General features: G+C 47.9%; 22 protein-coding genes. 8 read left to right on the forward strand and 14 right to left on the reverse strand.

Going from position 1 to position 18,902, the window contains the following annotated elements; translation table 11 throughout:
* Positions 1 to 174 precede the first annotated feature (174 nt).
* The 3 genes from RM811_RS15445 to RM811_RS15455 all read right to left on the reverse strand — a co-directional run bounded on the left by RM811_RS15445 (position 175) and on the right by RM811_RS15455 (position 1,365).
* Complete coding sequence (locus RM811_RS15445) at positions 175 to 543, reverse strand: YecH family metal-binding protein (protein ID WP_402525994.1); 369 nt, start codon at positions 541 to 543, stop codon at positions 175 to 177.
* Positions 544 to 827: 284 nt separating this feature from the next.
* Positions 828 to 1,046, reverse strand: coding sequence for a hypothetical protein (locus RM811_RS15450; RefSeq protein WP_402525996.1), 219 nt, complete (start codon positions 1,044 to 1,046; stop codon positions 828 to 830).
* A gap of 4 nt (positions 1,047 to 1,050) precedes the next feature.
* Positions 1,051 to 1,365 (reverse strand): MGMT family protein, encoded by a 315-nt coding sequence (locus RM811_RS15455; protein ID WP_402525998.1) that lies wholly within the window; start codon positions 1,363 to 1,365, stop codon positions 1,051 to 1,053.
* A gap of 161 nt (positions 1,366 to 1,526) precedes the next feature.
* Between RM811_RS15455 and RM811_RS15460 the strand changes: the two genes are divergently transcribed.
* Entirely contained in the window at positions 1,527 to 2,555 is a 1,029-nt protein-coding gene (locus tag RM811_RS15460; RefSeq protein WP_402526000.1) for a DUF481 domain-containing protein, read from the forward strand.
* Here RM811_RS15460 and RM811_RS15465 read toward each other — a convergent pair.
* From RM811_RS15465 to RM811_RS15515, 11 genes are all read right to left on the reverse strand, one after another.
* Positions 2,543 to 2,851: a hypothetical protein gene (locus RM811_RS15465; protein WP_402526003.1), complete on the reverse strand. Its 309-nt coding sequence runs from the start codon at positions 2,849 to 2,851 to the stop codon at positions 2,543 to 2,545. The genes RM811_RS15460 and RM811_RS15465 overlap by 13 nt on opposite strands.
* A gap of 146 nt (positions 2,852 to 2,997) precedes the next feature.
* Positions 2,998 to 3,171, reverse strand: a complete 174-nt coding sequence (locus RM811_RS15470) for a hypothetical protein (protein WP_402526047.1) — start codon at positions 3,169 to 3,171, stop codon at positions 2,998 to 3,000.
* Positions 3,131 to 3,262 (reverse strand): helix-turn-helix domain-containing protein, encoded by a 132-nt coding sequence (locus RM811_RS15475; protein ID WP_402526005.1) that lies wholly within the window; start codon positions 3,260 to 3,262, stop codon positions 3,131 to 3,133. The genes RM811_RS15470 and RM811_RS15475 overlap by 41 nt, the downstream gene beginning before the upstream one ends.
* Positions 3,263 to 3,519: 257 nt before the next feature.
* Entirely contained in the window at positions 3,520 to 3,801 is a 282-nt protein-coding gene (locus tag RM811_RS15480) for a GDCCVxC domain-containing (seleno)protein (protein WP_402526008.1), read from the reverse strand.
* 391 nt (positions 3,802 to 4,192) lie between these two features.
* Positions 4,193 to 5,629: a hypothetical protein gene (locus RM811_RS15485; protein ID WP_402526010.1), complete on the reverse strand. Its 1,437-nt coding sequence runs from the start codon at positions 5,627 to 5,629 to the stop codon at positions 4,193 to 4,195.
* Between the two features lie 351 nt (positions 5,630 to 5,980).
* Complete coding sequence (pta, locus tag RM811_RS15490) at positions 5,981 to 8,071, reverse strand: phosphate acetyltransferase (protein WP_402526012.1); 2,091 nt, start codon at positions 8,069 to 8,071, stop codon at positions 5,981 to 5,983.
* 110 nt (positions 8,072 to 8,181) lie between these two features.
* Complete coding sequence (locus RM811_RS15495; protein ID WP_402526014.1) at positions 8,182 to 9,372, reverse strand: acetate kinase; 1,191 nt, start codon at positions 9,370 to 9,372, stop codon at positions 8,182 to 8,184.
* Between the two features lie 412 nt (positions 9,373 to 9,784).
* A complete protein-coding gene (locus RM811_RS15500) occupies positions 9,785 to 10,603 on the reverse strand; it encodes a DUF805 domain-containing protein (RefSeq protein WP_402526016.1) in 819 nt (272 codons plus the stop codon).
* Positions 10,604 to 10,691: 88 nt separating this feature from the next.
* Positions 10,692 to 11,117 (reverse strand): protoporphyrinogen oxidase HemJ, encoded by a 426-nt coding sequence (gene hemJ, locus RM811_RS15505; RefSeq protein ID WP_402526018.1) that lies wholly within the window; start codon positions 11,115 to 11,117, stop codon positions 10,692 to 10,694.
* Between the two features lie 194 nt (positions 11,118 to 11,311).
* Positions 11,312 to 12,481 (reverse strand): hypothetical protein, encoded by a 1,170-nt coding sequence (locus RM811_RS15510; RefSeq protein WP_402526020.1) that lies wholly within the window; start codon positions 12,479 to 12,481, stop codon positions 11,312 to 11,314.
* A gap of 221 nt (positions 12,482 to 12,702) precedes the next feature.
* Positions 12,703 to 14,484, reverse strand: coding sequence for a chloride channel protein (locus tag RM811_RS15515; RefSeq protein ID WP_402526022.1), 1,782 nt, complete (start codon positions 14,482 to 14,484; stop codon positions 12,703 to 12,705).
* Positions 14,485 to 14,831: 347 nt separating this feature from the next.
* Here RM811_RS15515 and RM811_RS15520 point away from each other — a divergent pair, with 347 nt between their 5' ends.
* The 7 genes from RM811_RS15520 to RM811_RS15550 all read left to right on the forward strand — a co-directional run.
* Positions 14,832 to 15,212 carry a CidA/LrgA family protein gene (locus RM811_RS15520; protein ID WP_402526024.1) on the forward strand — a complete coding sequence of 127 codons (381 nt, stop codon included), beginning with the start codon at positions 14,832 to 14,834 and terminating at the stop codon, positions 15,210 to 15,212.
* Positions 15,205 to 15,933: an LrgB family protein gene (locus RM811_RS15525; RefSeq protein ID WP_402526027.1), complete on the forward strand. Its 729-nt coding sequence runs from the start codon at positions 15,205 to 15,207 to the stop codon at positions 15,931 to 15,933. The genes RM811_RS15520 and RM811_RS15525 overlap by 8 nt, the downstream gene beginning before the upstream one ends.
* A 31-nt stretch (positions 15,934 to 15,964) precedes the next feature.
* Positions 15,965 to 16,180, forward strand: a complete 216-nt coding sequence (locus tag RM811_RS15530; RefSeq protein WP_402526029.1) for a DUF3820 family protein — start codon at positions 15,965 to 15,967, stop codon at positions 16,178 to 16,180.
* A gap of 89 nt (positions 16,181 to 16,269) precedes the next feature.
* Positions 16,270 to 16,485 (forward strand): hypothetical protein, encoded by a 216-nt coding sequence (locus RM811_RS15535; RefSeq protein ID WP_402526032.1) that lies wholly within the window; start codon positions 16,270 to 16,272, stop codon positions 16,483 to 16,485.
* 45 nt (positions 16,486 to 16,530) lie between these two features.
* Positions 16,531 to 16,887 (forward strand): HopJ type III effector protein, encoded by a 357-nt coding sequence (locus RM811_RS15540; RefSeq protein WP_402526034.1) that lies wholly within the window; start codon positions 16,531 to 16,533, stop codon positions 16,885 to 16,887.
* 56 nt (positions 16,888 to 16,943) lie between these two features.
* Complete coding sequence (gene argC / locus RM811_RS15545; RefSeq protein WP_402526037.1) at positions 16,944 to 18,002, forward strand: N-acetyl-gamma-glutamyl-phosphate reductase; 1,059 nt, start codon at positions 16,944 to 16,946, stop codon at positions 18,000 to 18,002.
* A 555-nt stretch (positions 18,003 to 18,557) separates the two neighbouring features.
* The coding region (locus RM811_RS15550) for a DUF480 domain-containing protein (RefSeq protein ID WP_402526044.1) at positions 18,558 to 18,902 on the forward strand (345 nt) is incomplete at its 3' end.

The following is an 18,902-nucleotide window of genomic DNA, read 5'->3' on the forward strand; positions in this document are numbered from 1 at the left end:
GTAAAGGCCTTTGATCGCGGGGGAGGTGATTGATTGGCCACGAAGATGAGACAGGCGACAATAAAAAAATTTTCGAAACCGGTACTAGTTGCCGGTTTTTTTATTTGCATTGAGGGTAGGGATATTGAGATCTCAAACCAGGAAAGCCCGTCTAGCGGGCTTTCCTGTCTCTAGTCAGTGGCAATGACAGTTACAACCTTTGTACTGGATGCCACTTTGAGCTTCAACCAACTTGCCTTTTTCAACAAACTGGGTGAGTAATTCTTCAGCGGTCAGGTCTCTGGCTGAACAGGTGTGGTAGCGGGCGGTATTGCCAAACTGCTCAGCAATGGCTGCCAGAAGTGCATCTCTGGTCAGTGCGCTTTCCTGTTCCTTCACCAGGTTAAGCACATTGTGGCCGTGTACAGATTCCATGGAATTATTCTCATATAAATAGCGTGGGTTTTCGCCAACAATACGCTGCCAGCTATATTTAAACAGTCGTATATATTCGTATACGGAATAACAGTAATGATTCTCAGAAAAGATACTGAACTCATTCAAGATGTTTCCTTCGAATCCATGGGATTTTTCATCTTCATAAACTCAGCTATGTTCATATAGATAGACGGCAGTTTTCAGGCGCTTAACGTTTCTGAAGCACCTATTAAAGTCACTAAGGCATTGTCTCGAAATAAGATCCGCATTTTACTGAGGCTTGTAAAAGACCGTTGCCCGTTTCCCGTTGCCCGCAAAAGCACAAGCGGCTCTGGCTTTTTCGGGTAGCCGGAGGCGGGCAGCGGGCAGCGTTTGTTAAAATGGGTAAGTTATTTAAGGACGTTTCCTTATCAATGGGTATCTCTGGGCTTGTTGTCTGATGACGCCATTAATTCAGTAATCAGCCTTTGTCGCCAAAATTCCCGGGTTCCATCGTCGGGTAATTTACTGAGCGTATCCAGGCATATATGAACCATCGCCTTGAGAATACTTTTTTCAGGGTAATCCAGACTTTCAAGCTGGCGGATAATTTCTACAGCCAGTGCAATATCTTCCGGAGCTCCATCCATGTACTTACTCTCCATGCCATTGGTGGTCTTTCAGATTGATTTTTCCCGATGAGATCGCAACGCCTTCCTGCTCCAGCCTGAGCTTCTGCAGGTTGTATCGGCTTGAGCCCTCAGGAAAAGAAATCTGACCTTTACGGTTAATAACCCGGTGCCAGGGAAGGTCTGTCCCTGCCGGCATCTGCTTGAGAATATTGCCTACAACACGGGCATATCCGGGGGCTCCTGCCATATCGGCCAATTGCCCATAGGTGACGACATAACCTTTTGGAATCCGGCTGAGCAGATACCACACTTGCGAAGGGGTAAAGGGGGCAGTCAACGCTGGCTCTCCATTACAAACAACAGATTTCAGGATATTGGAAAAGTACGGAATGGGAAAGGAAAAGATATAGTTGTAATTACCATTGATTTGCAAACCATTATTGTGGATTCTTTCGCATTTTTCCGGTGGATATAACCTGTTCGGGAGAACTTCGTTCTATGCTGCTCCAAAGGAGCCTTCGTTATTTGTTCAGACTATTGGGGACTTTGTGCCTGTTTTCCATCAGCCCGGTATGGGCCGATACCATCTGGATGAATAATGGCGATGTTTTGTCTGGCGACATTATGAAGCTGGATGCTGGCAAGCTCAGTCTGCAAACCAAATATGCAGGTACTATTGAACTGGACTGGCGCTATGTATCCGCCCTGGATTCGGATAAAGCATTCTGGGTCAGCCTGATTGGTGAAGAAAAAGTCAGCTTGCGCCGTTTTAAAGGTCAGGAAACCGGCGTGACCGTCATTGATGAGAGTGGACGAAAACGGTCGTTTTCTGCAGTGTGGCCAGTGGCTTCGATCCACATTGAAAAGCCGGTTTTAGCGGATACCTGGGAGCTGGGCGGCAAGCTTGTTGCAATGCTGGATAGTAAATCCGGTAATGACGATGAGTTGCTGATCGGTGTTGAAGGGAAACTGAATGTTGATGATCAGTGGAATAAAAATGCCTTTTACTGGGATATCGAAACTGAAGATGATGACGGTGTAAAAAACTCGGAATGGGTCATTGGCTACTCCTATAGTCGTTATCTTGATGAACACTGGTTTGTCCAGGGAGCTGCAGAGCAGAAGCATGACTCAGAAGAGGATTTGCAGCGACGGACATCACTGGGTGGAACGCTGGGTTACCGATTCTGGGAAGCGGCAGGAAGTGCATTGAAAACCAGTGGCGGTATCAGCCGGCTCTGGGAGGAATATCAGGCTAATGACTCACAACAGGATTATGCGCTGACCTGGGCTTTTAATTATCGAACACGAATCATCAATAACTGGGAGTATTTTGCCAATAGCCGAACGTTCTTCCGGTTAAATCAGTCAACGACACTGGTGAATATTAACCAGGGAATAAAAGTTGGGCTGACGGATCACATTACCTGGAATCTGACGCATATTCTGGACTATGACAGTGATCCTGTAGATAAGACGAAGAAAACAGACAGCCGGGTCAAGATGGGGGTTGGTTACCAGTGGTGAGGGCCGATGCGCCTCAGATTGGTGCAGACGGGTAAGCGTCCTCTGACCGGCATAAAACATCTGGATTTCATCAGGTGTCGTCGAAAGGCGAAGTGCCTCGGTGGAGTGATAAGCTGGTTATCCGGTGCCGGTGCCAATGAAGAGTTCTCCATTCTTTTTTCTGCTTCTTTATGTTCCTGTAAAGCACGCATGGCAGTTTCCAGCCAGTTGGCTGCACGGTAAAGCAGCGAGTTCCTGGTCAAGTTCTCAGGCGTTTGGTTTTCCAGTGGAAAAATCAGGGTTTTTCTGACTTTCATTGATTTTAGTATGCTTTTTTAGAAATCACTTATTTAAATAGCGGCAGTAATGCTTATTGGTTAACAATAGATTACGAGTCTTTTTAGCTTTGTTCCTGTTGTCGTTGACGCATGGTTTTATAGTTTGCCAGATGAACGACTCGCCCCTAAAGGCCTAAAGGCAGAGCTTCCAATAAAGCAGCTACCGAAATAACAGCCGTTATCTTCTTTTTTGGTGTGTCACAGGCAGTTGCAGTAGAGGGCTTGCCCTTTACCGGCTTATGATTGGCTCTACGTCCTCTAGTCAGTACTGTAATAACGATATTCGTCACACTTGGCATTCCAGATATACCGGGCGCAACCCATCCACTGAGACAGATCCAGCTTTTGTCTGTCTGTAGGATTGGCCCTGAGTCGGATACCCTGAAGCATTTTTATTTTTTCTTGGTCAAGCGGAAGGTTAATAGTAGTTGGATTCCGGTGATACGATAGCAAAAGAAAGTAGTCTCGGCTTGACCCGCCCCTAAAGGGGGCGAGATTGCGCCTCAGTCTCGTTCAAAGCGAGCACCCGGGAGCAGAGAAGCATTGCCCATATAAATAGGCAGATACTTCAAAACCACTGGCTTTCAAAAAAAGGGTGACGGGATCGTCAACTGGATATGGCTTTTTTTATAAAGCCGGGGGTGAGGTTATTGATGATTAGCAACTATTTCTTTCCGGTAAGGGGGCATTTCAGCGTAGGCTTTTTTATCCCGCAGTGAGGTTGGGCATGGCTGATTGCCATGAGAACAGAAAACACAACAGTCTCCCTGTTGTGGGGTAATCAGTTTCTGGCAGCTTTTGCACTCGTAGAGATAAACACAGGCATCTTGAGGCATTGTTTCAATGGCGTGGTGCATGCAATCCGGGCAGGTGATGATGGATGTTGAAGAATGGCCCTTCTGATGTTCAGTATTATTGTTTGTTGACATACTCTTTCTCCTGGTACTTCCTGTACCGTACATTGCTTTTTCTTTTTGGACATAGGATAGAGTTATCGGCCTCCCTGTTGGTTTATTGACAACGAAGTCTTAACGAAGTGAGAGTACTTTGTTTTTTCTTATTTGTGAAATAAGTGACAAAGAACGGTTCTCTTTCAAACTACCCTATTTTTGGCTTTATAAAAAGGCGGACATGAATCACACCCGTTTTAGCCGATAATTTTTAGAGTATAAAGAGAGAGTGTGACCGTTTGCTGACAGTAACAAAAAAGCCGGGCAGCTATGCCCGACTTTTTTTTGCCAGGATGGATAAACGATCTCCGATGATTCTGCCTTGTGTGTTAAGCCAGACACTGTCGTTTATTCCATCTCTTTATCTTATCTACATTAAGGGAAGCAAGGGACCGTAAAACCTTTCCATTATCAGTTTGCGCCAGTCCTGTCGATCGAGGTTTTTTGCAGAGGTACTGTATTGTTTGTCAACTGCATAGCCCATCAATCCGATCGCTAATTGATCGAGCCCCTGGCCGTAGTAGGGTTCATCGCCATGAATGCTATCAAGTTCAGTAAACGCTGTGAGCAAGGTTTTTTCACCCTTTTCATGGCCTCCCCGATCAAAAATAGTAAAGGCCGTGTTCATGACATCCAGACGACGTACATAGGATTCATCCCAGTCAAAGGTGTTCTGGATTACCTTGTCTACCAGTCCGTGTTTCTGGTGGGTCTGAAACAGGGACAGGGTAATATCCCAGCCATAATTATTGAGAAGGCTGGCACTGACTGTTTGGTTTTCACCACGGCGGGCTGACAGCAACGTTGCAATATCCGCTCTATATGCCGCCCGACGGTTCAACACCGGCTTGATCCAGGGGGTGTCAAGGATATCAGTAACCAATTCTCCGGTGAATAACGGGAGGGCTGACAAAGCCTGTGCCGCCTCCAGTGTCTCCTGGTCGCCCCGGTCCCTCCTGCGGGAAATCTCAACGATACCGCCCATGGGCGCCCATGCTTTTTTCGCTTCATCCTCAGCTTTGGCCTGTTCGCGTTTACGTTTTTCCGTGGCAACCGCATCGGGTATTTTGATTAATTCATCCGCTGCCGACTGTACCAGCATTTGCTCCCATTCCTTTCTTTCAGGCGCTTCTTTGCTGGCATTATCTCCCATGGCCGCTATCTTTCTGGCAGTAACCAAACCGATCAGCCCGGTAATGGTACGATCCTGTTGCTGCCCAATATAGCTCTGGCTACTGTCATCCTCATGCTTAAGGCTGTTGAATTTGTCAAACAGACTGTCATTATTTTTACGAAATACAGCTCGCGCAGGGTTAATTGGATTATCAGTGTATCTTTCTCCACCTCTCGGGGTGTCAATAATTACTTTTTTATTCTCTGCGAAACCTCGATATTGACTCTTAAGCTTCTTCACACGAGCAGGATAGGTAACAGACAGGAAATAAAAAGTATCATAGGTCTGTTGCATGTTTTTCAGTCGGTTTATGTAACCTTCATCCCATCCAAAAAAGTTTTCGACAATGTTGTTTGTCTCAATATTTGTCGACTCATTCCTGATGAAGGCCATCACTTCCTGCCAGCTCAACCGGGACAGGAGCTCATCATTTATTTCGGTAAACTCACCCTTTCGTGCGCTGTCTAGCTTGCTTACATCTGATTGATATCTGGTATGCTGATCTTGTAAGTAAGCTGATATATCCGGGATGGCTGCCAGATCTTGCAATTGAGTATCATCATCAATGGCAAAACTGTTCAGTGAAAAAATAAGCGCTATAAGTGGAAGTGTAAATAAATTTAATGCCTTCATTATTTAACTCCTTTTAAGTTAAGTGGTTAATTATTACTATTTGTTTTTTCTTTGTATTCAGATTCTCTTTAAACTGGCAAAGCCGTAATAGTAGTGCTAACAATTAAGCGATAAGCTAACCATTAAGTCAGGGGCGCTTTCATTCGTTCAGCCTGAAATATTTTATTCACTGTCTATTGCTATTGCCTGGGATTATTTATCTGGAGTTTTTAGTAATCTAACCCTCTCTTCTGTATAGACTCAGTAAATTGTAAAAAGTTCATCCTTAGAGCGGATATTTTGTGAAGATACTGTTTTGCGAAGATTTTTTGCAATTATAAAAAAACGGGATTTCTCCCGTTTTTTGTTTTTTTAATCGTTTTCAGCCTGAATAGCAGTCAGGGCGATGGTATAGACGATATCGTCAATCAGGGCACCACGGGAAAGATCGTTAACGGGCTTGTTCAGACCCTGAAGCATTGGGCCAACGCTGATAACGTCTGCACTGCGCTGTACGGCTTTATAGGTGGTGTTACCGGTGTTCAGGTCCGGGAAGATAAACACGGTAGCACGACCGGCAACGTTACTGCCCGGCGCTTTGGTTTGAGCAACCGATTCAACAGAAGCGGCGTCATACTGCAGAGGGCCATCAATGATCAGGTCAGGGCGCATGGCTCTGACGATTTCAGTGGCTTCGCGAACTTTATCGACGTCTGCACCAATACCGGATGTTCCCGTACTGTAACTGATCATGGCAATCCGTGGCTCGATACCAAAAGCAATGGCTGAGTCAGCGCTCTGGATGGCGATGTTCGCCAGCTGATTGGCATCCGGATTTGGATTTACTGCGCAGTCACCATATACCAGTACCTGATCAGGCATCAGCATGAAGAAGATAGAAGACACCAGTCCTCCAGCATCTTTTTTCGGCTTAATCAGCTGGAAGGCAGGACGAATAGTGTTGGCGGTGGTGTGTAGCGCACCGGAAACCAGACCGTCCACCTCATTCAGAGCCAGCATCATGGTACCGAGCACAACCGTATCTTCCAGTTGTGCTTCAGCCATTGGTGCAGTCAGGCCTTTGCTCTTGCGGAGCTCAACCATAGGCGCCACATAGCGGGAGCGGATGCTTTCAGGCTCCATGATGATCAGACCATCTGGCAGGGTAATTCCATTATCTTTGGCCACCTGTTCAATAACGCTGCGCTGGCCCAGAAGAATACATTGGGCAATACCGCGTTCCTGACAGATAACCGCTGCCTGAATAGTACGGGGTTCATCACCTTCTGGCAGCACCACCCGCTTCTTGGCACTTTGTGCTCTTTGCACCAGCTGGTAACGGAACGCAGGAGGTGAAAGTCTTCGCTCTGCCAGTGCGGCACACTGCCGCTTCAGCCACTCGGTGTTCAGGTTGGCAGCAACGGTATCCATTACCATTTCTATGCGAGCAGTGTCGTCAATTGGTAATTCGTTATGGCGACGGTCCAGCATGGTAGCCGTTGAGTATGAGTCTTCTTCTGTCAGCATGACTGGCAGACCTGTGCTGATCGCTTTGCTACATAGTTCCATCACCGGCTCAGATGGTTTGATGCCACTGGTCAGCAGCAGGCCAGCCAGGGGAACACCGTTCAGTGCCGCCATACAGGTGGCCAGGATAATATCATCACGGTCGCCGGGTGTGATGATCAGATTGCCCGGCTTCAGGTGGTGGATCATGTTGGTGGGGGTTCTGGCACTCAGGGTGTAAGACGTCACCCGACGGGTATCCATTTCGCCGGGATTGATCAATTCAGCTTTCAGGTGCTGGGCAATATCCATGGTTCTTGGTGAAGCCAGGTTATTGTTAAAAGGAATGTAGCCCAGTGGCTGGAATGGCTTGCGGGCAAATTCTGGCAGGCTCTGGAAATGACCGTCGGTATTCAGTCGGGCAACCAGCTCAGGGCTCAGTTTGTTAAGTGCATAACCCACAACGTTGGGGTTTTTGATGCCGCCAAAACTGTCGGCAGCGATTTCCAGCTTGTCGGCCAGATCTTCCAGAGAGTCATTGCCTGGCTCGGAAACCAGAATGATATCGGCATTGAGGGTCTTGGCGATGTTGCTGTTCAGGCGGTTTGCGTAAGGCATGTCCCGGGTAGGTACCAGGCCTTCCACGACGATAACATCGCAATCCTGAGAGGCCAGCTCAAACAGGGCAACGATCTCTTCCATCAGAACATCGCCCTTGTTATCACCCAGAAGATTTTCAGCACGGTGGGAGGTGAGGGGTGTGGGTGGCTCATGATCCATGATGCGCTGAACCAGTTTGGTTGAACGCTCAGGTCCGGTGTCACCCACATGCAGCTGGGCGATGGGCTTGAAGAATTTGACTCTGAGGCCCAGGTTGTCGAGCGCCCGAACCAGACCCAGTGTGACGGAAGTCAGGCCAACACCGTAACGGGTTGGCGCCAGGAAAAAGGTACGCATATCCGGAAAAATCCTTCTTATAAAACACTTATAAAACACTTATAAAACACAGATAAAACAACAGGAGGCATACACCTCCTGTTGTTTTAATAATCAATGTGTTAACCAGTTTAGCCAGCAATCAGGGCTTCGGTATCACGGGCGATCATCAGTTCTTCATTGGTCGTTACGACCATGGCAACGGTGGAGCCTGGCTTGGTGATAACACCGCTCTTGCCGCGGAAGGTCTCGTCATTGGCTTTCTCGTCAATGTCGAAACCAAAGATGGACAGACGCTCAAGCACGTTCTTGCGGATAGTGCCGGAGTTTTCTCCGATACCGCCAGTGAACACCAGTGCGTCAATGCTGCCCATCTCGGCAGCAAAGCCCGCCAGTTTCTTGGCCAGAACGTTGCAGAATACATCCAGAGTCAGCTGGGCACGCTCATTGCCCTGGGCTGCTGCATTTTCGATTACACGGCAATCGTTGTCCATTTCAGACAGACCCAGAAGACCGGATTTTTTGTTCAGAATGTCGGTGATCTCGTCCAGAGAATAGCCGCACTGCTTGTTCAGGAAGCTGAATACGTTAGGGTCGATATCGCCGGAACGAGTACCCATGACCAGGCCTTCCAGCGGAGTCAGACCCATAGTAGTGTCAATGGACTTGCCATTTTTGACGGCACAGGCGCTGGCACCGTTACCCAGGTGGGCGATCAGGATAGCGCTGTTGCTGTAGTCCAGGCCCAGCATATCCGCTGCAGTCTGGCCCACATAACGGTAGCTGGTACCGTGCATGCCATAACGACGCAGGCCATGCTCTTTGTACAGGCTGTAAGGGATAGCGTACAGGTAGCTTTCAGCTGGCATGGTCTGATGGAAAGCCGTATCAAACACAACAGATTGCGGCAGGCCCGGGAAGTATTTCATGCAGGCACGAATACCCTGCAGGTGAGCCGGGTTGTGAAGAGGAGCCAGGTGGTTGCAATCTTCAATACCCTTGATGACTTCATCGTTGATCAGTGTGGAAGCAGTAAACTTCTCACCACCGTGAACAACACGGTGACCGATGGCTTCAATACGCTCCATCAGGTTATTGTCACGCAGAACACCAACCAGTGCTTCGATGGCGCCTTCATGGCCAGAAGCACCCAGATTGATGGTTTGCTTCTCACCGTTCAGTTTCCAGGTGATAAAGGCTTCGTTGCCCACGAGGCGCTCGGCGATGCCGCTGATGCTTTCCTCTTCGGTTTTCGGGTTGATGACTGCGAACTTCAGGGAAGAACTGCCACAGTTAATAACCAGAACGCTGTCTTTGCTCATAGAAATTATTTCCAGTGCCTTACGGGTGAAAAGGGTGTCAGTGAAAATGGCCGTGCAGTTTCCGAAAATTCCCGTGTAATGCTCTTAATTTAAGCGGATCGTCACGAATATCGCCAAATGCAGCGGCCTGAACCGATCACACAAGGTGATCACGGCTTGTATAAAGTAGAGAAGCGGTGTGGAAAACATTATAACCATTGACCTGTGTCAGTGGACTGCGTATTGATGCGTATATCGTGGCAGAAATGTTGAAAAAGAGTGGTTAATTGTTCACCAATGTCATAGTGGCTTTTAAACGCTCCCCACATCCCCGATGCCTGAAACAGCCGGAGCCGCTTGCGCTTATGCGGGCAGCGGGCAGCAGGTAACGCTCGTTTTATTTCCGGACAAATCTTCAGCAGCCCTGACGGTCCTACTTTAACAGGGGGATTTTCAACTGGGTTATCATTTCTGGCAGGTTGGAGGCCAGCTGCTGTAATTCTTCCTGATGAAGCCAGCCATAAGTGCCAGAAGCAATAACCAGTAGTAATGGAACCCATAGACCAAAAAGTTGTGCGATGTTTCCAGCTGGCTCGGGGGTTGGGCCAAACCTATTGGTATTTTTGGTGCCGGAGGAAAAGGTTAGCCACAGAATAAAAAGAAGGTTTACTCCCGGGATGAACAGCAAAAGGATTCTCCAGCCGCTGCTGTCAATATCATGAAGTCGTCTGGCGGTAACCACTAACAGAGTCAGGCAGGCAAGTGCTGAAATACCCAGGGTAAGGTATAACGACTCAAGGGAAGGGAAGTGTGGCACCAGATGGGGAGTCAGCCGCTCTGGTAACCACCAGGCGGTCACGCCCAACAGGGCGACTAACCAGAGTGAAGCGGTAAATCTGACTCGCCCCATTCTGGGAGTTAGCTGGAATTTACGGGGGGCTTTTGATGGTCTGGCGGTTTGGGTCTGATCTTCCAGGATAACGGCTTCCTGTGAAGTGGGGGCCAACTCTTCGATACCATTAACGGAGATGATTCTACAGGCCGCTCCAGCCTTGATCATGGCTCTTTCGTAGGGCCGGATTTTGTCGGCTGTGAGATTCTTGCGAATAATCACAGGTTTGCCTGAGAAAAGCCGTTTCAGCTTTTCCCTGTCTGTATTCAGGAGCTCTTTCAGGTTTTTCCGGACATGCTTTTCTTTAAAGCCCGGCAGGGTTTCTCCTTCAAAAATGAGTTTGTAGAATGTTTCATCCATGATGGCCAGTCTCGATAAATGCCCCGGAAAAGGTTATCGGCTGGCCTGAATAGGACTGTGGTTTTTTTTGGCATGCATGCCCGGATCACTAAAAAGGCTTAACGACCACCAGAATTACCATACCCACCAGAAAGATTACGGGGATTTCATTGAAAACCCTGAAAAATTTATGGCTATGGTTACTGGTTCCCGCTGCCAGCTGTTTCATATACCGGGCACATATATGGTGGTAGCCCATGGTCAGAACAACCAGAGTCAGCTTGGCATGCATCCAGGGGGCACTCAGATAACCGGGGATGTAGTGTAATAACCACAGACCAAGAATCAGGGTGACAATCATGGAGGGCGTGGCAATACCCCGCATCAACTTCCTTTCCATGATAACAAAGCGATCCCGGCTGATCTGATCTTCACTCATGGCGTGGTAGACGAACAGTCTGGGGAGGTAAAAGAGGGCTGCAAACCAGCAGACCATGGCAATGATGTGAAATGCTTTTATCCAGAGCAAGAGCATAAGTTTCCCTTGTGGCCGATCGTTATTTTGATTTGATAGCCGGTGAGATTAGCGGAAAATGCCTGGGGATTCGACCCTGCTTTGGGTTTAATTCATAAACATCATAGGGCGTATATTTGGAATGAGTGACAGGCTTAAAGAGCTTCTCTGGTGATTCCTCTGTCTAAGTGGGTTGAGTCACTAAAATTACCCACTCAAAATGAGGAAGAACCTCTTCTTTGTGGTTGGTTGATTATGTTGTTCATTAGCGGATAATGGGTTTCACGCATTTCACAATCACTACCGTGGTGAGCTTTCTTCGATTTCTGCGATTGTCTGGTCAGCTTATCAATGCAGTTCTGGCCTTTTTGACTTTTTTTACAAAATGCACATACGCCGCAAATGCAGACTGCAGAACCCAAAGCAATACCTAAAATTAGCCAAAAGGGGAGGCCAAGTGAACTCTGGCTTTGCTCCTGCTCGCATTGATTCAGTTGCAGATTGCACTGATCCAGTTTATTGCTCAGTTCCTGTTCCTGTTCCTGTTCCTGTTTGCACTGTTCCTGTTCCTGTTCCTGTTTGCACTGTTCCAGTTGATTCCTCAGTTCCAGTTTATTGCTCAGTTCCAGTTCCTGTTTGCACTGTTCCAGTTGATTCCTCGCCTTCACCGCCTGATCCACCTCCTGTTTGCAACTGTTTAGTTGAGTGTTAAGTACTGTCTGGTTCTTTTGACAGTCGTTTATCTGCTGTAACTCCGGATTACAGCCTCCTATTTCGTTTCTGCTGTAATCTATTACTGTTTCGTCATCTATCGTCTGCAGGACGTTATAATTACAAGTCTTTTTAGCCTCAAGGCAATGCTTTAGGTCATTAGCATTTGTAGCATTAGCATGTATGAGATTCTGAACACGGTTATTGCAAGTAATATACTGCTCTGAATCGAAAACTTGCGATTGGGTGCATATCTGTGTATTCGTATTTCCATCGGAATGGGCAGTCAGCCTCCCAGCCCCGTTAGCAGGAGGTAGCGCAAGAGCAGTCCCGTTAGGCGATGGCAGTAAAGACGCAGCACCCGCGAAATGGCCTGAGAGAATGGTTCCACCTACCAATACAGCTTTCACTACTGTTGAAACTGAAAGTTTATCTACCGGAGCCTTTTTTGAGGTCCAGCATTTACGTTGCGCAGCGGGCCTTCCAGAGTTTGAGGTTTTTTCTGTATTTTCATTTCTGATTCTGGGGCTGTTTTTTTCATCTGAATGACCGACACCTCGTCCACCAGACCTTGCGGTAGCTTTGCCTCTGGCTTTCTTATGTTTTCCCGATGGATGGCTCTGATTCAACCTTGCATCAGAACATACTGCCATTCTACTGAGGACTGCTGGCATTAATCTAACACCTCGCCTTATTATTCGCTTCTTGCTTCCGGTTGCCTGAACTGTTCTTCCCTGACCTGATGATGGCTAAAAAAATCTTTAAATGAATCCTTTTTCATTAATAGGAGTACTCAAGATAGTCGGAGTTTGAAAAGCCAGCTTCTATATCTGAGATATTATTTTTCATAAATAAAACGCTGGTTAATGCGGATAGATGATAATAGTAAGGTGACTTAGCAAGCGTTCTGGCACTGGCAGTAACGTTCTATGCTACTGCGTGAGATTACTCCCCGCACAGAGAGTGAATCTGCCAGTTTCTGGTGATTAGACGCCAGCAGGTGGTCAATGGCCAGTTGTTCCATTTTTTGCAAGGCTTCATGGACTGTTGCGCCCATGGGTATTATGACTGCTGACTGATAATCCGGATGAGCCGTCAGGTCAGTCAACCCATTGTCTAAAGGTGTAATCACTGTTTTCACAGTGCTGGCTGGAATAATACCCAGGGTCTGATCGTTTTCTTCAACCAGAATCCACTGGCTACTTTGAACTGTTTCATTGTCGTTTATTAAAGAGTGCAGTGCTGATAAGTCCGTGGTTCTCGAAGAACTGATAAACCGGGTGTCCATCAGGCTGGCAACACCGGTTCTGTTCAGTAACCGGGCCATTGGTGAAAGCTGAGTATTCTGACCACGGGCAAGAAACTGCATGGCAAAAATACCCTGTTGTTTACCAATCTGGCTTGAAGTCAGGCAGGCGATTACGATGGCGACCATGGCAGGCAAAATAATCTGTGAGCTATGGGTGAGTTCCAGCACAGTGATCAGTGCCGTCAGAGGAGCCTGGAAGATAGCCGCCATCATGGCGATCATTCCAGTGATTACATGGAAGGTGATATTGGTCGTTGATATATTTAAAAACTGTTCAGCCAGTAAAGCACTGCAGGCACCTGCTGTGGCTCCCAGCATCAGTGAGGGGCCAATCATTCCTCCGGGAACTCCAAGGCCAATAACCAGGGCGGTAATAATCAGCTTGGCAGCAAGCAGAATAATCAGAAACTGCAGGTTTAACCCTTCGCCGGTAAGCAGAACTTCAATAGTGTCATAGCCAATGCCCATGGTGGCTGGAACCAGTACGGCGGTTATGCCCATCAGGAGGCCAGCGATTAATAGTGGCAAGGCGACTTTTTGCTGGCGCTTTTGAATAGCAAAGAGATTGATTTGAATAAATGCTGCGGCGAGAAGGCCAATGATGATTGCTGTAATGGCAGTAATAACCAGTTCTTCCGGAGTGGCAGATGGAATAATCGGGATCTGAAAGGCAGGGTTTGGGCCGTATACCGTTTGGGTCAGTACTGAAGCCACAACAGCGGATGCCATCACAGGAATAAAACTCTCCAGCGAGTACTCTTTCATGACGACTTCCATGGCAAAGATCACTCCAGCCATAGGGGTATTAAACAGTGCAGCAATGGCTGCAGCAGTGCCACAGCCTGCCAGTACACCCAAAGTATTGGTGGGAAGTTTCAGTGTCTGTCCCAGAAAGCTACCGGCTCCGGCACCAAGGTGAACGGCAGGGCCTTCCCTGCCCACTGAGAACCCGCTGATCAGTGCTATCAGCGCGGCGAAAAACTGGGTGATGGTACTGGTAATGGGCAGCCAGCCTCTGTTCAGGGTTAAACGCTCGATAACGTGGGCGATACCAAAGGTTCTCCGCTGTGGCGGACAGCTTTTGATTAACAGGATAAGCGCTATGGCTCCACCAATAGGCGACAGAAAACGAGCCAGCGGCGGGAGTGCTTCATAGCCGCTTTCTACGGATGCCAGCGTTGCAAAGATAGATTCGGGTATCAGTGAGCGCTGTGAAAAAATCCCGAAAAAAAACAGTAGCTCTTCAAAGGCAATAAGCAGCCCTCCTGCCAGAAAGCCGGTAATCAGCGCCATCAGAGTGAGCTGTGGCAGTGCTTCTGACTGGGCCAGACGAAGCCTTAGATTCTTAATCGATGGTTTCTTAAACATGAAAGCTGTCCCTGCTCACCTGACGGTGTCCGGTAGCTGTTCTGGTAATGCCTGTAAATGTTGTTTCACGTTCAGAACGTTTATCGGACAATTTTGCTTCCTTGCATATAAAGTGGATGAAATGTGACTATTCCGGGTCTATGAGCTTCAGTATCCGTTTAAGCGTGTTTTCAATGATGGCAGACTTGGCAGTTTACCGGATTGTCATTGGCTCTCTCTACCGGTAAAACACGTCAATATTCTTTTTCATATGCCGCTGGTCAGTATTTATACGGTTTGTTGAGACTGTAAATTCTATAAACAGGTAATAGAAAGCAGCGTATGTCTGCTTCAGGAGAGGTCATACGATGCCATCAGGAACGTTGTCGGGAATTGTCACTTTGCTGTTTTTTACCGTGCTGGGTGATGTGATAAGCGACGCATTCAGTCTGCCTGTGCCGGGCTCGGTGATGGGGCTTATCTGTCTGGTTATTTATTTACAGGTATCTGGAGGCGTCAGTGAGTCTTTGGATAATGTGAGTCAGTTTTGTATCCGCTATCTTGCTGTGCTTTTTATCCCGGGTTGTGTTGGCATCTTCTTCCTGGGCGACCTTCTCTTACAACAGTGGTTACCTATTGCTCTGGCCATGCTGGTGGCGACTCCGGTTTCCCTGGTATTAACAGCTGTATTACTCCAGTGGCTTCTCCGGCGTTTTGCAAAGAAAAGCGGAGAAAATCATCATGGATGAGGCCATCAGTTTCTTTTATGGTTTGTTGCTGCGGCAAATTAATAACCCGGTTGCGATTTTATTGATAAACCTGGGCGCATACCTGCTGGCGGAGAAGTTTTTTATCCGTATGGGGCGCAAAGGTTGGTTTCATCCATTGTTTACCACCAGTCTTCTGGTATTTCTGGTTATTCGCTTTTCTCCACTTGGGCCTGAAATGTATGCGAAGCACAGTGAGCTGCTGAAGATGCTTCTGGCACCCTTTACCGTTTCTCTTGCCGTTCCGCTTTCGAGGCAGCTTCATACGCTCAGGCAATTGGCGGGGCCTCTTATGTGCTCACTGCTGATCGGTGGGTTGCTGGCAGTTCTTCTTGGTATGGGGCTGGCTATTGCCGCAGGTGGTTCAAGAGAGGTAGTACTGTCGATTTCAACCAAGGCTGTCACCACGGCGGTTGCCCTGGTGATGGGTGAACAATACGGCGCTATTATTCCGCTGGTGGCTGCGGTTGTGATTATCTCCGGCGTTTACGGCTCTCTGGTAGGGCCTGCATTGTGTCGCCGGTTTGGTGTGACTGATCCAAGAGCTATCGGATTTGCCATGGGCGTGAATGCCCATGCGGGAGGCACAGCGCGGGCTTTTGAACTCGACTTGACCATGGGTGTCTATGCAAGCCTGGGGATGTGCCTGTGTGCTATCTATATGCCGCTTCTGGTGCCATGGCTGATCAGCCTGTTACTGTAATAAATGAATTATCAATTCCGGGAAAAATCGGATGTTTGAGAAAGAAGACCTGGTCAAAATTGCCAACCAAACCATGCCGTTTGGTAAGTATCAGGGGCGTCGGCTGATTGATTTGCCAGAACCTTACCTTCTCTGGTTTGCTGGAAAAGGGTTTCCGGAGGGGGCGTTGGGCAAGCTGTTGGCACTGACTCTGGAAGTTCAGATTAATGGATTGAATGACCTGATTACGCCGTTAAAAAAACAGTAAGTTCAGCAATTTGGACTATACGCCGTTGGTTGTGGGTAACGTATGATGAGATAAAACAAAAACCATAAGAACAACAGGTGACAATAACAATGAAAAAGCTTGTTTCTCTTATTCCCCGGGTACTGAGCCTGTTAATTGTTGGTGGCTGCAGCATTTCTACCAGTGAACAAAGTGCCAGAGTAGCTTCGTTAAGCTCATGGGCTATGACCGGTTCTGTCCAGGCAGCATCCCCCACAGATGCTCAACTGCTGATTCATCGTCCTTCTGACATGATGGGTAGAATGCCTGCTTCATGGAAACGTTAAGTAGCTATACTGTTTTTCCATTCATAGTGAAGAAGGCTACAGTCAGTGATACTGAGTGAATTGTTGGAACAAATCCGCTTTCAGCCCGGGTTGGTTGAGTTTGAAGCGGTGATGTCTGTTATTGCGGATTACTATCACTATACCCCCACACGCTTTGTGAATGGCAGGGGAGCACTCTGTCAGATCAACGAAGCGAGCAATAATGAGGGTTCCTGTAAAATCTTTGCTTTTGCCCGGATTCATGACCTTAGCCCGAAGGAGACCTTAGCCTGTTTTGGTCGGTTTTATCGTGAAGAGGTGCTTTTGGAGCCTGATGGAAGCAGTCATGGCAATATCCGGGCCTTTATGGTTTCTGGTTGGGATTGTCTCTCCTTTGATGAGCCTGCTTTGGTGGCCAGTTAATAGTAAGATGATCGGTCTATGGTCGAATAATAATCCAGAAGTAGCGGAAGCATCAGATGATTAAAGTGGGGATTGTTGGAGGAACCGGTTATACCGGTGCAGAGCTTTTGCGGCTGCTGTCGGTTCATCCGGATGTTGAGCTGAGCATGATCACTTCACGCTCTGAAGCGGGTAAACCAGTGAGCGACTTGTTCTCCGGTTTACGGGGAAAAGTGGATCTGAGTTTTTCTCTTCCGGACTTTTCTGGCTCTGGCAGTAACCATCTGTCGTCGTGTGATCTGGTCTTCTTCGCAACACCGAATGGCATTGCCATGGAATCTGTTCCAGAGCTGCTTTCTGCTGGCGTTCGGATTATTGATCTGGCGGCAGATTTCCGTCTGAGTGATACCCGTCTGTGGCAGCAGTGGTACGGCATTGAACATGCCTGCCCGGAGATACTGGAAGAGGCTGTCTATGGTCTGCCGGAAATGAATCGTGCAGAGATCGCCGGGGCCAGACTGGTCGCCAATCCCGGATGCTATCCAACCGCAACCCAGTTGGGATTATTACCTTTGGTCAGCGAAGGGCTGGTCAGTGGTAATATCATTGTGGATGCCAAGTCCGGTGTCAGTGGTGCTGGTCGTGGAGCTAATGTTGGCACTCTGCTCTGTGAAGCGTCAGAATCTTTCAAGGCATACGGTGTTCCCGGCCACCGTCACCTCCCTGAAATTCAGCAGGGTATTGAGCGTATGCCATTAGACGGAGTTCAGGCGTTTAGTGGTGATCTGGTCTTTATTCCTCATTTGATCCCGATGATTCGCGGTATTCATTCCACTTTATATTGCACTGTGAAAGATCGTGGAATTGATCTGCAAAAGCTGTATGAGAATACCTTTGAGAGTGAGCCGTTTGTGGATGTGATGCCTGTCGGCAGCCATCCTGAAACCCGCTCTGTACGTGGTTGCAATCAGTGTCGTATAGCTGTCCATCGGCCTCAGGGTGGCGATACAGTGGTGATTCTGTCAGTGATTGACAACCTGGTAAAAGGCGCTGCAGGGCAGGCGATTCAGAATATGAATATCATGTTTGGGCTTGATGAAATGACAGGTCTGGATTTTCCTGCGGCTATGCCTTGATACGACTCAGGTTTCATCGTGATTAAGAGGTTGTCGCAAAAGGTCTTAAATACTGATTTTACTACTGCCGTCTTTCCCGCGAAGGCGGGAATCCATCGCTGGCAGTGGATCCCCGCCTTCGAGGCTGTCGCAAAAGGGTGAAAAGCTGTCTCGACGTAGGTCGGTTCGCTTGCGAGCCGACTCATGACCCAGCCGCCATGTAGCCTGGAGGTGTTTGGTGAGTCCGCTCGTCGGCTCCCCTGAACGGGGAACCAACCACAAATGACCTTTTGCGACAGCCTCCTTCGCGGGGATGACGGTGCGCGGGTATTTCCTGCAGCTCCACTATCTTAAGAGCTATAACCATTTCGACTTTCTTTTTTGGACACTTTTAATTGCACCCGTCATACAGACAGACTGGTGTTGTTAAAATTGCTTTGTGTTTCTTTTGATGGCTGTTTAAGGTCTTTAGCCCTGACTATTTCGGAGAAATCACCAAGCGATGGGCGACTCGTTATAAAAACTGATTTTATGGTATAAGCCAACCATCAACATTTGTCAGTAAGGATATTAATGGTGGACATGTCTCTGTCTCTGAATGAAACCCGTGTGATTGGCTGTTTTCTGGAAAAAGAGAGTACGACACCGGATCAGTACCCACTGTCGCTCAATGCTTTGACCAATGCCTGTAATCAGAAGAGTAACCGTGAGCCGGTTCTCAGTTTGACTGAGGCTGAGGTTAAGGAGACGCTTGGTTCTCTTTTAAAAGAGCGTCTTGTCAGTGAAGATACCGGGGCTCGTGTGAGTAAGTACCGACATCGCTTTTGCAATACCGAGTTCGGAAGTTTGCAACTGACTGATCAGGAGAGAAGCATTGTTTGTGTGCTTTTTCTCCGTGGCCCGCAAACGCCCGGTGAATTG

Origin of the sequence: Endozoicomonas sp. (assembly GCF_031844845.1) — a bacterium.
Lineage (GTDB): Bacteria > Pseudomonadota > Gammaproteobacteria > Pseudomonadales > Endozoicomonadaceae > Endozoicomonas.

Excerpts from the sequence above, each read along its gene's own strand:
- RM811_RS15495 (WP_402526014.1), bottom strand. The coding sequence starts at position 9,372 with ATGAGCAAAGACAGCGTTCTGGTTATTAACTGTGGCAGTTCTTCCCTG.
- RM811_RS15515 (WP_402526022.1), bottom strand. The coding sequence starts at position 14,484 with ATGTTTAAGAAACCATCGATTAAGAATCTAAGGCTTCGTCTGGCCCAG.
- RM811_RS15500 (WP_402526016.1), bottom strand. The coding sequence starts at position 10,603 with ATGGATGAAACATTCTACAAACTCATTTTTGAAGGAGAAACCCTGCCG.
- RM811_RS15465 (WP_402526003.1), bottom strand. The coding sequence starts at position 2,851 with ATGAAAGTCAGAAAAACCCTGATTTTTCCACTGGAAAACCAAACGCCT.
- RM811_RS15475 (WP_402526005.1), bottom strand. The coding sequence starts at position 3,262 with ATGCTTCAGGGTATCCGACTCAGGGCCAATCCTACAGACAGACAAAAG.
- hemJ (WP_402526018.1), bottom strand. The coding sequence starts at position 11,117 with ATGCTCTTGCTCTGGATAAAAGCATTTCACATCATTGCCATGGTCTGC.
- RM811_RS15525 (WP_402526027.1), top strand. The coding sequence starts at position 15,205 with ATGGATGAGGCCATCAGTTTCTTTTATGGTTTGTTGCTGCGGCAAATT.
- RM811_RS15535 (WP_402526032.1), top strand. The coding sequence starts at position 16,270 with ATGAAAAAGCTTGTTTCTCTTATTCCCCGGGTACTGAGCCTGTTAATT.
- RM811_RS15510 (WP_402526020.1), bottom strand. The coding sequence starts at position 12,481 with ATGCCAGCAGTCCTCAGTAGAATGGCAGTATGTTCTGATGCAAGGTTG.
- RM811_RS15530 (WP_402526029.1), top strand. The coding sequence starts at position 15,965 with ATGTTTGAGAAAGAAGACCTGGTCAAAATTGCCAACCAAACCATGCCG.
- argC (WP_402526037.1), top strand. The coding sequence starts at position 16,944 with ATGATTAAAGTGGGGATTGTTGGAGGAACCGGTTATACCGGTGCAGAG.
- RM811_RS15520 (WP_402526024.1), top strand. The coding sequence starts at position 14,832 with ATGCCATCAGGAACGTTGTCGGGAATTGTCACTTTGCTGTTTTTTACC.
- RM811_RS15480 (WP_402526008.1), bottom strand. The coding sequence starts at position 3,801 with ATGTCAACAAACAATAATACTGAACATCAGAAGGGCCATTCTTCAACA.
- RM811_RS15485 (WP_402526010.1), bottom strand. The coding sequence starts at position 5,629 with ATGAAGGCATTAAATTTATTTACACTTCCACTTATAGCGCTTATTTTT.
- RM811_RS15460 (WP_402526000.1), top strand. The coding sequence starts at position 1,527 with ATGCTGCTCCAAAGGAGCCTTCGTTATTTGTTCAGACTATTGGGGACT.
- RM811_RS15450 (WP_402525996.1), bottom strand. The coding sequence starts at position 1,046 with ATGGATGGAGCTCCGGAAGATATTGCACTGGCTGTAGAAATTATCCGC.
- RM811_RS15470 (WP_402526047.1), bottom strand. The coding sequence starts at position 3,171 with ATGCCAAGTGTGACGAATATCGTTATTACAGTACTGACTAGAGGACGT.
- pta (WP_402526012.1), bottom strand. The coding sequence starts at position 8,071 with ATGCGTACCTTTTTCCTGGCGCCAACCCGTTACGGTGTTGGCCTGACT.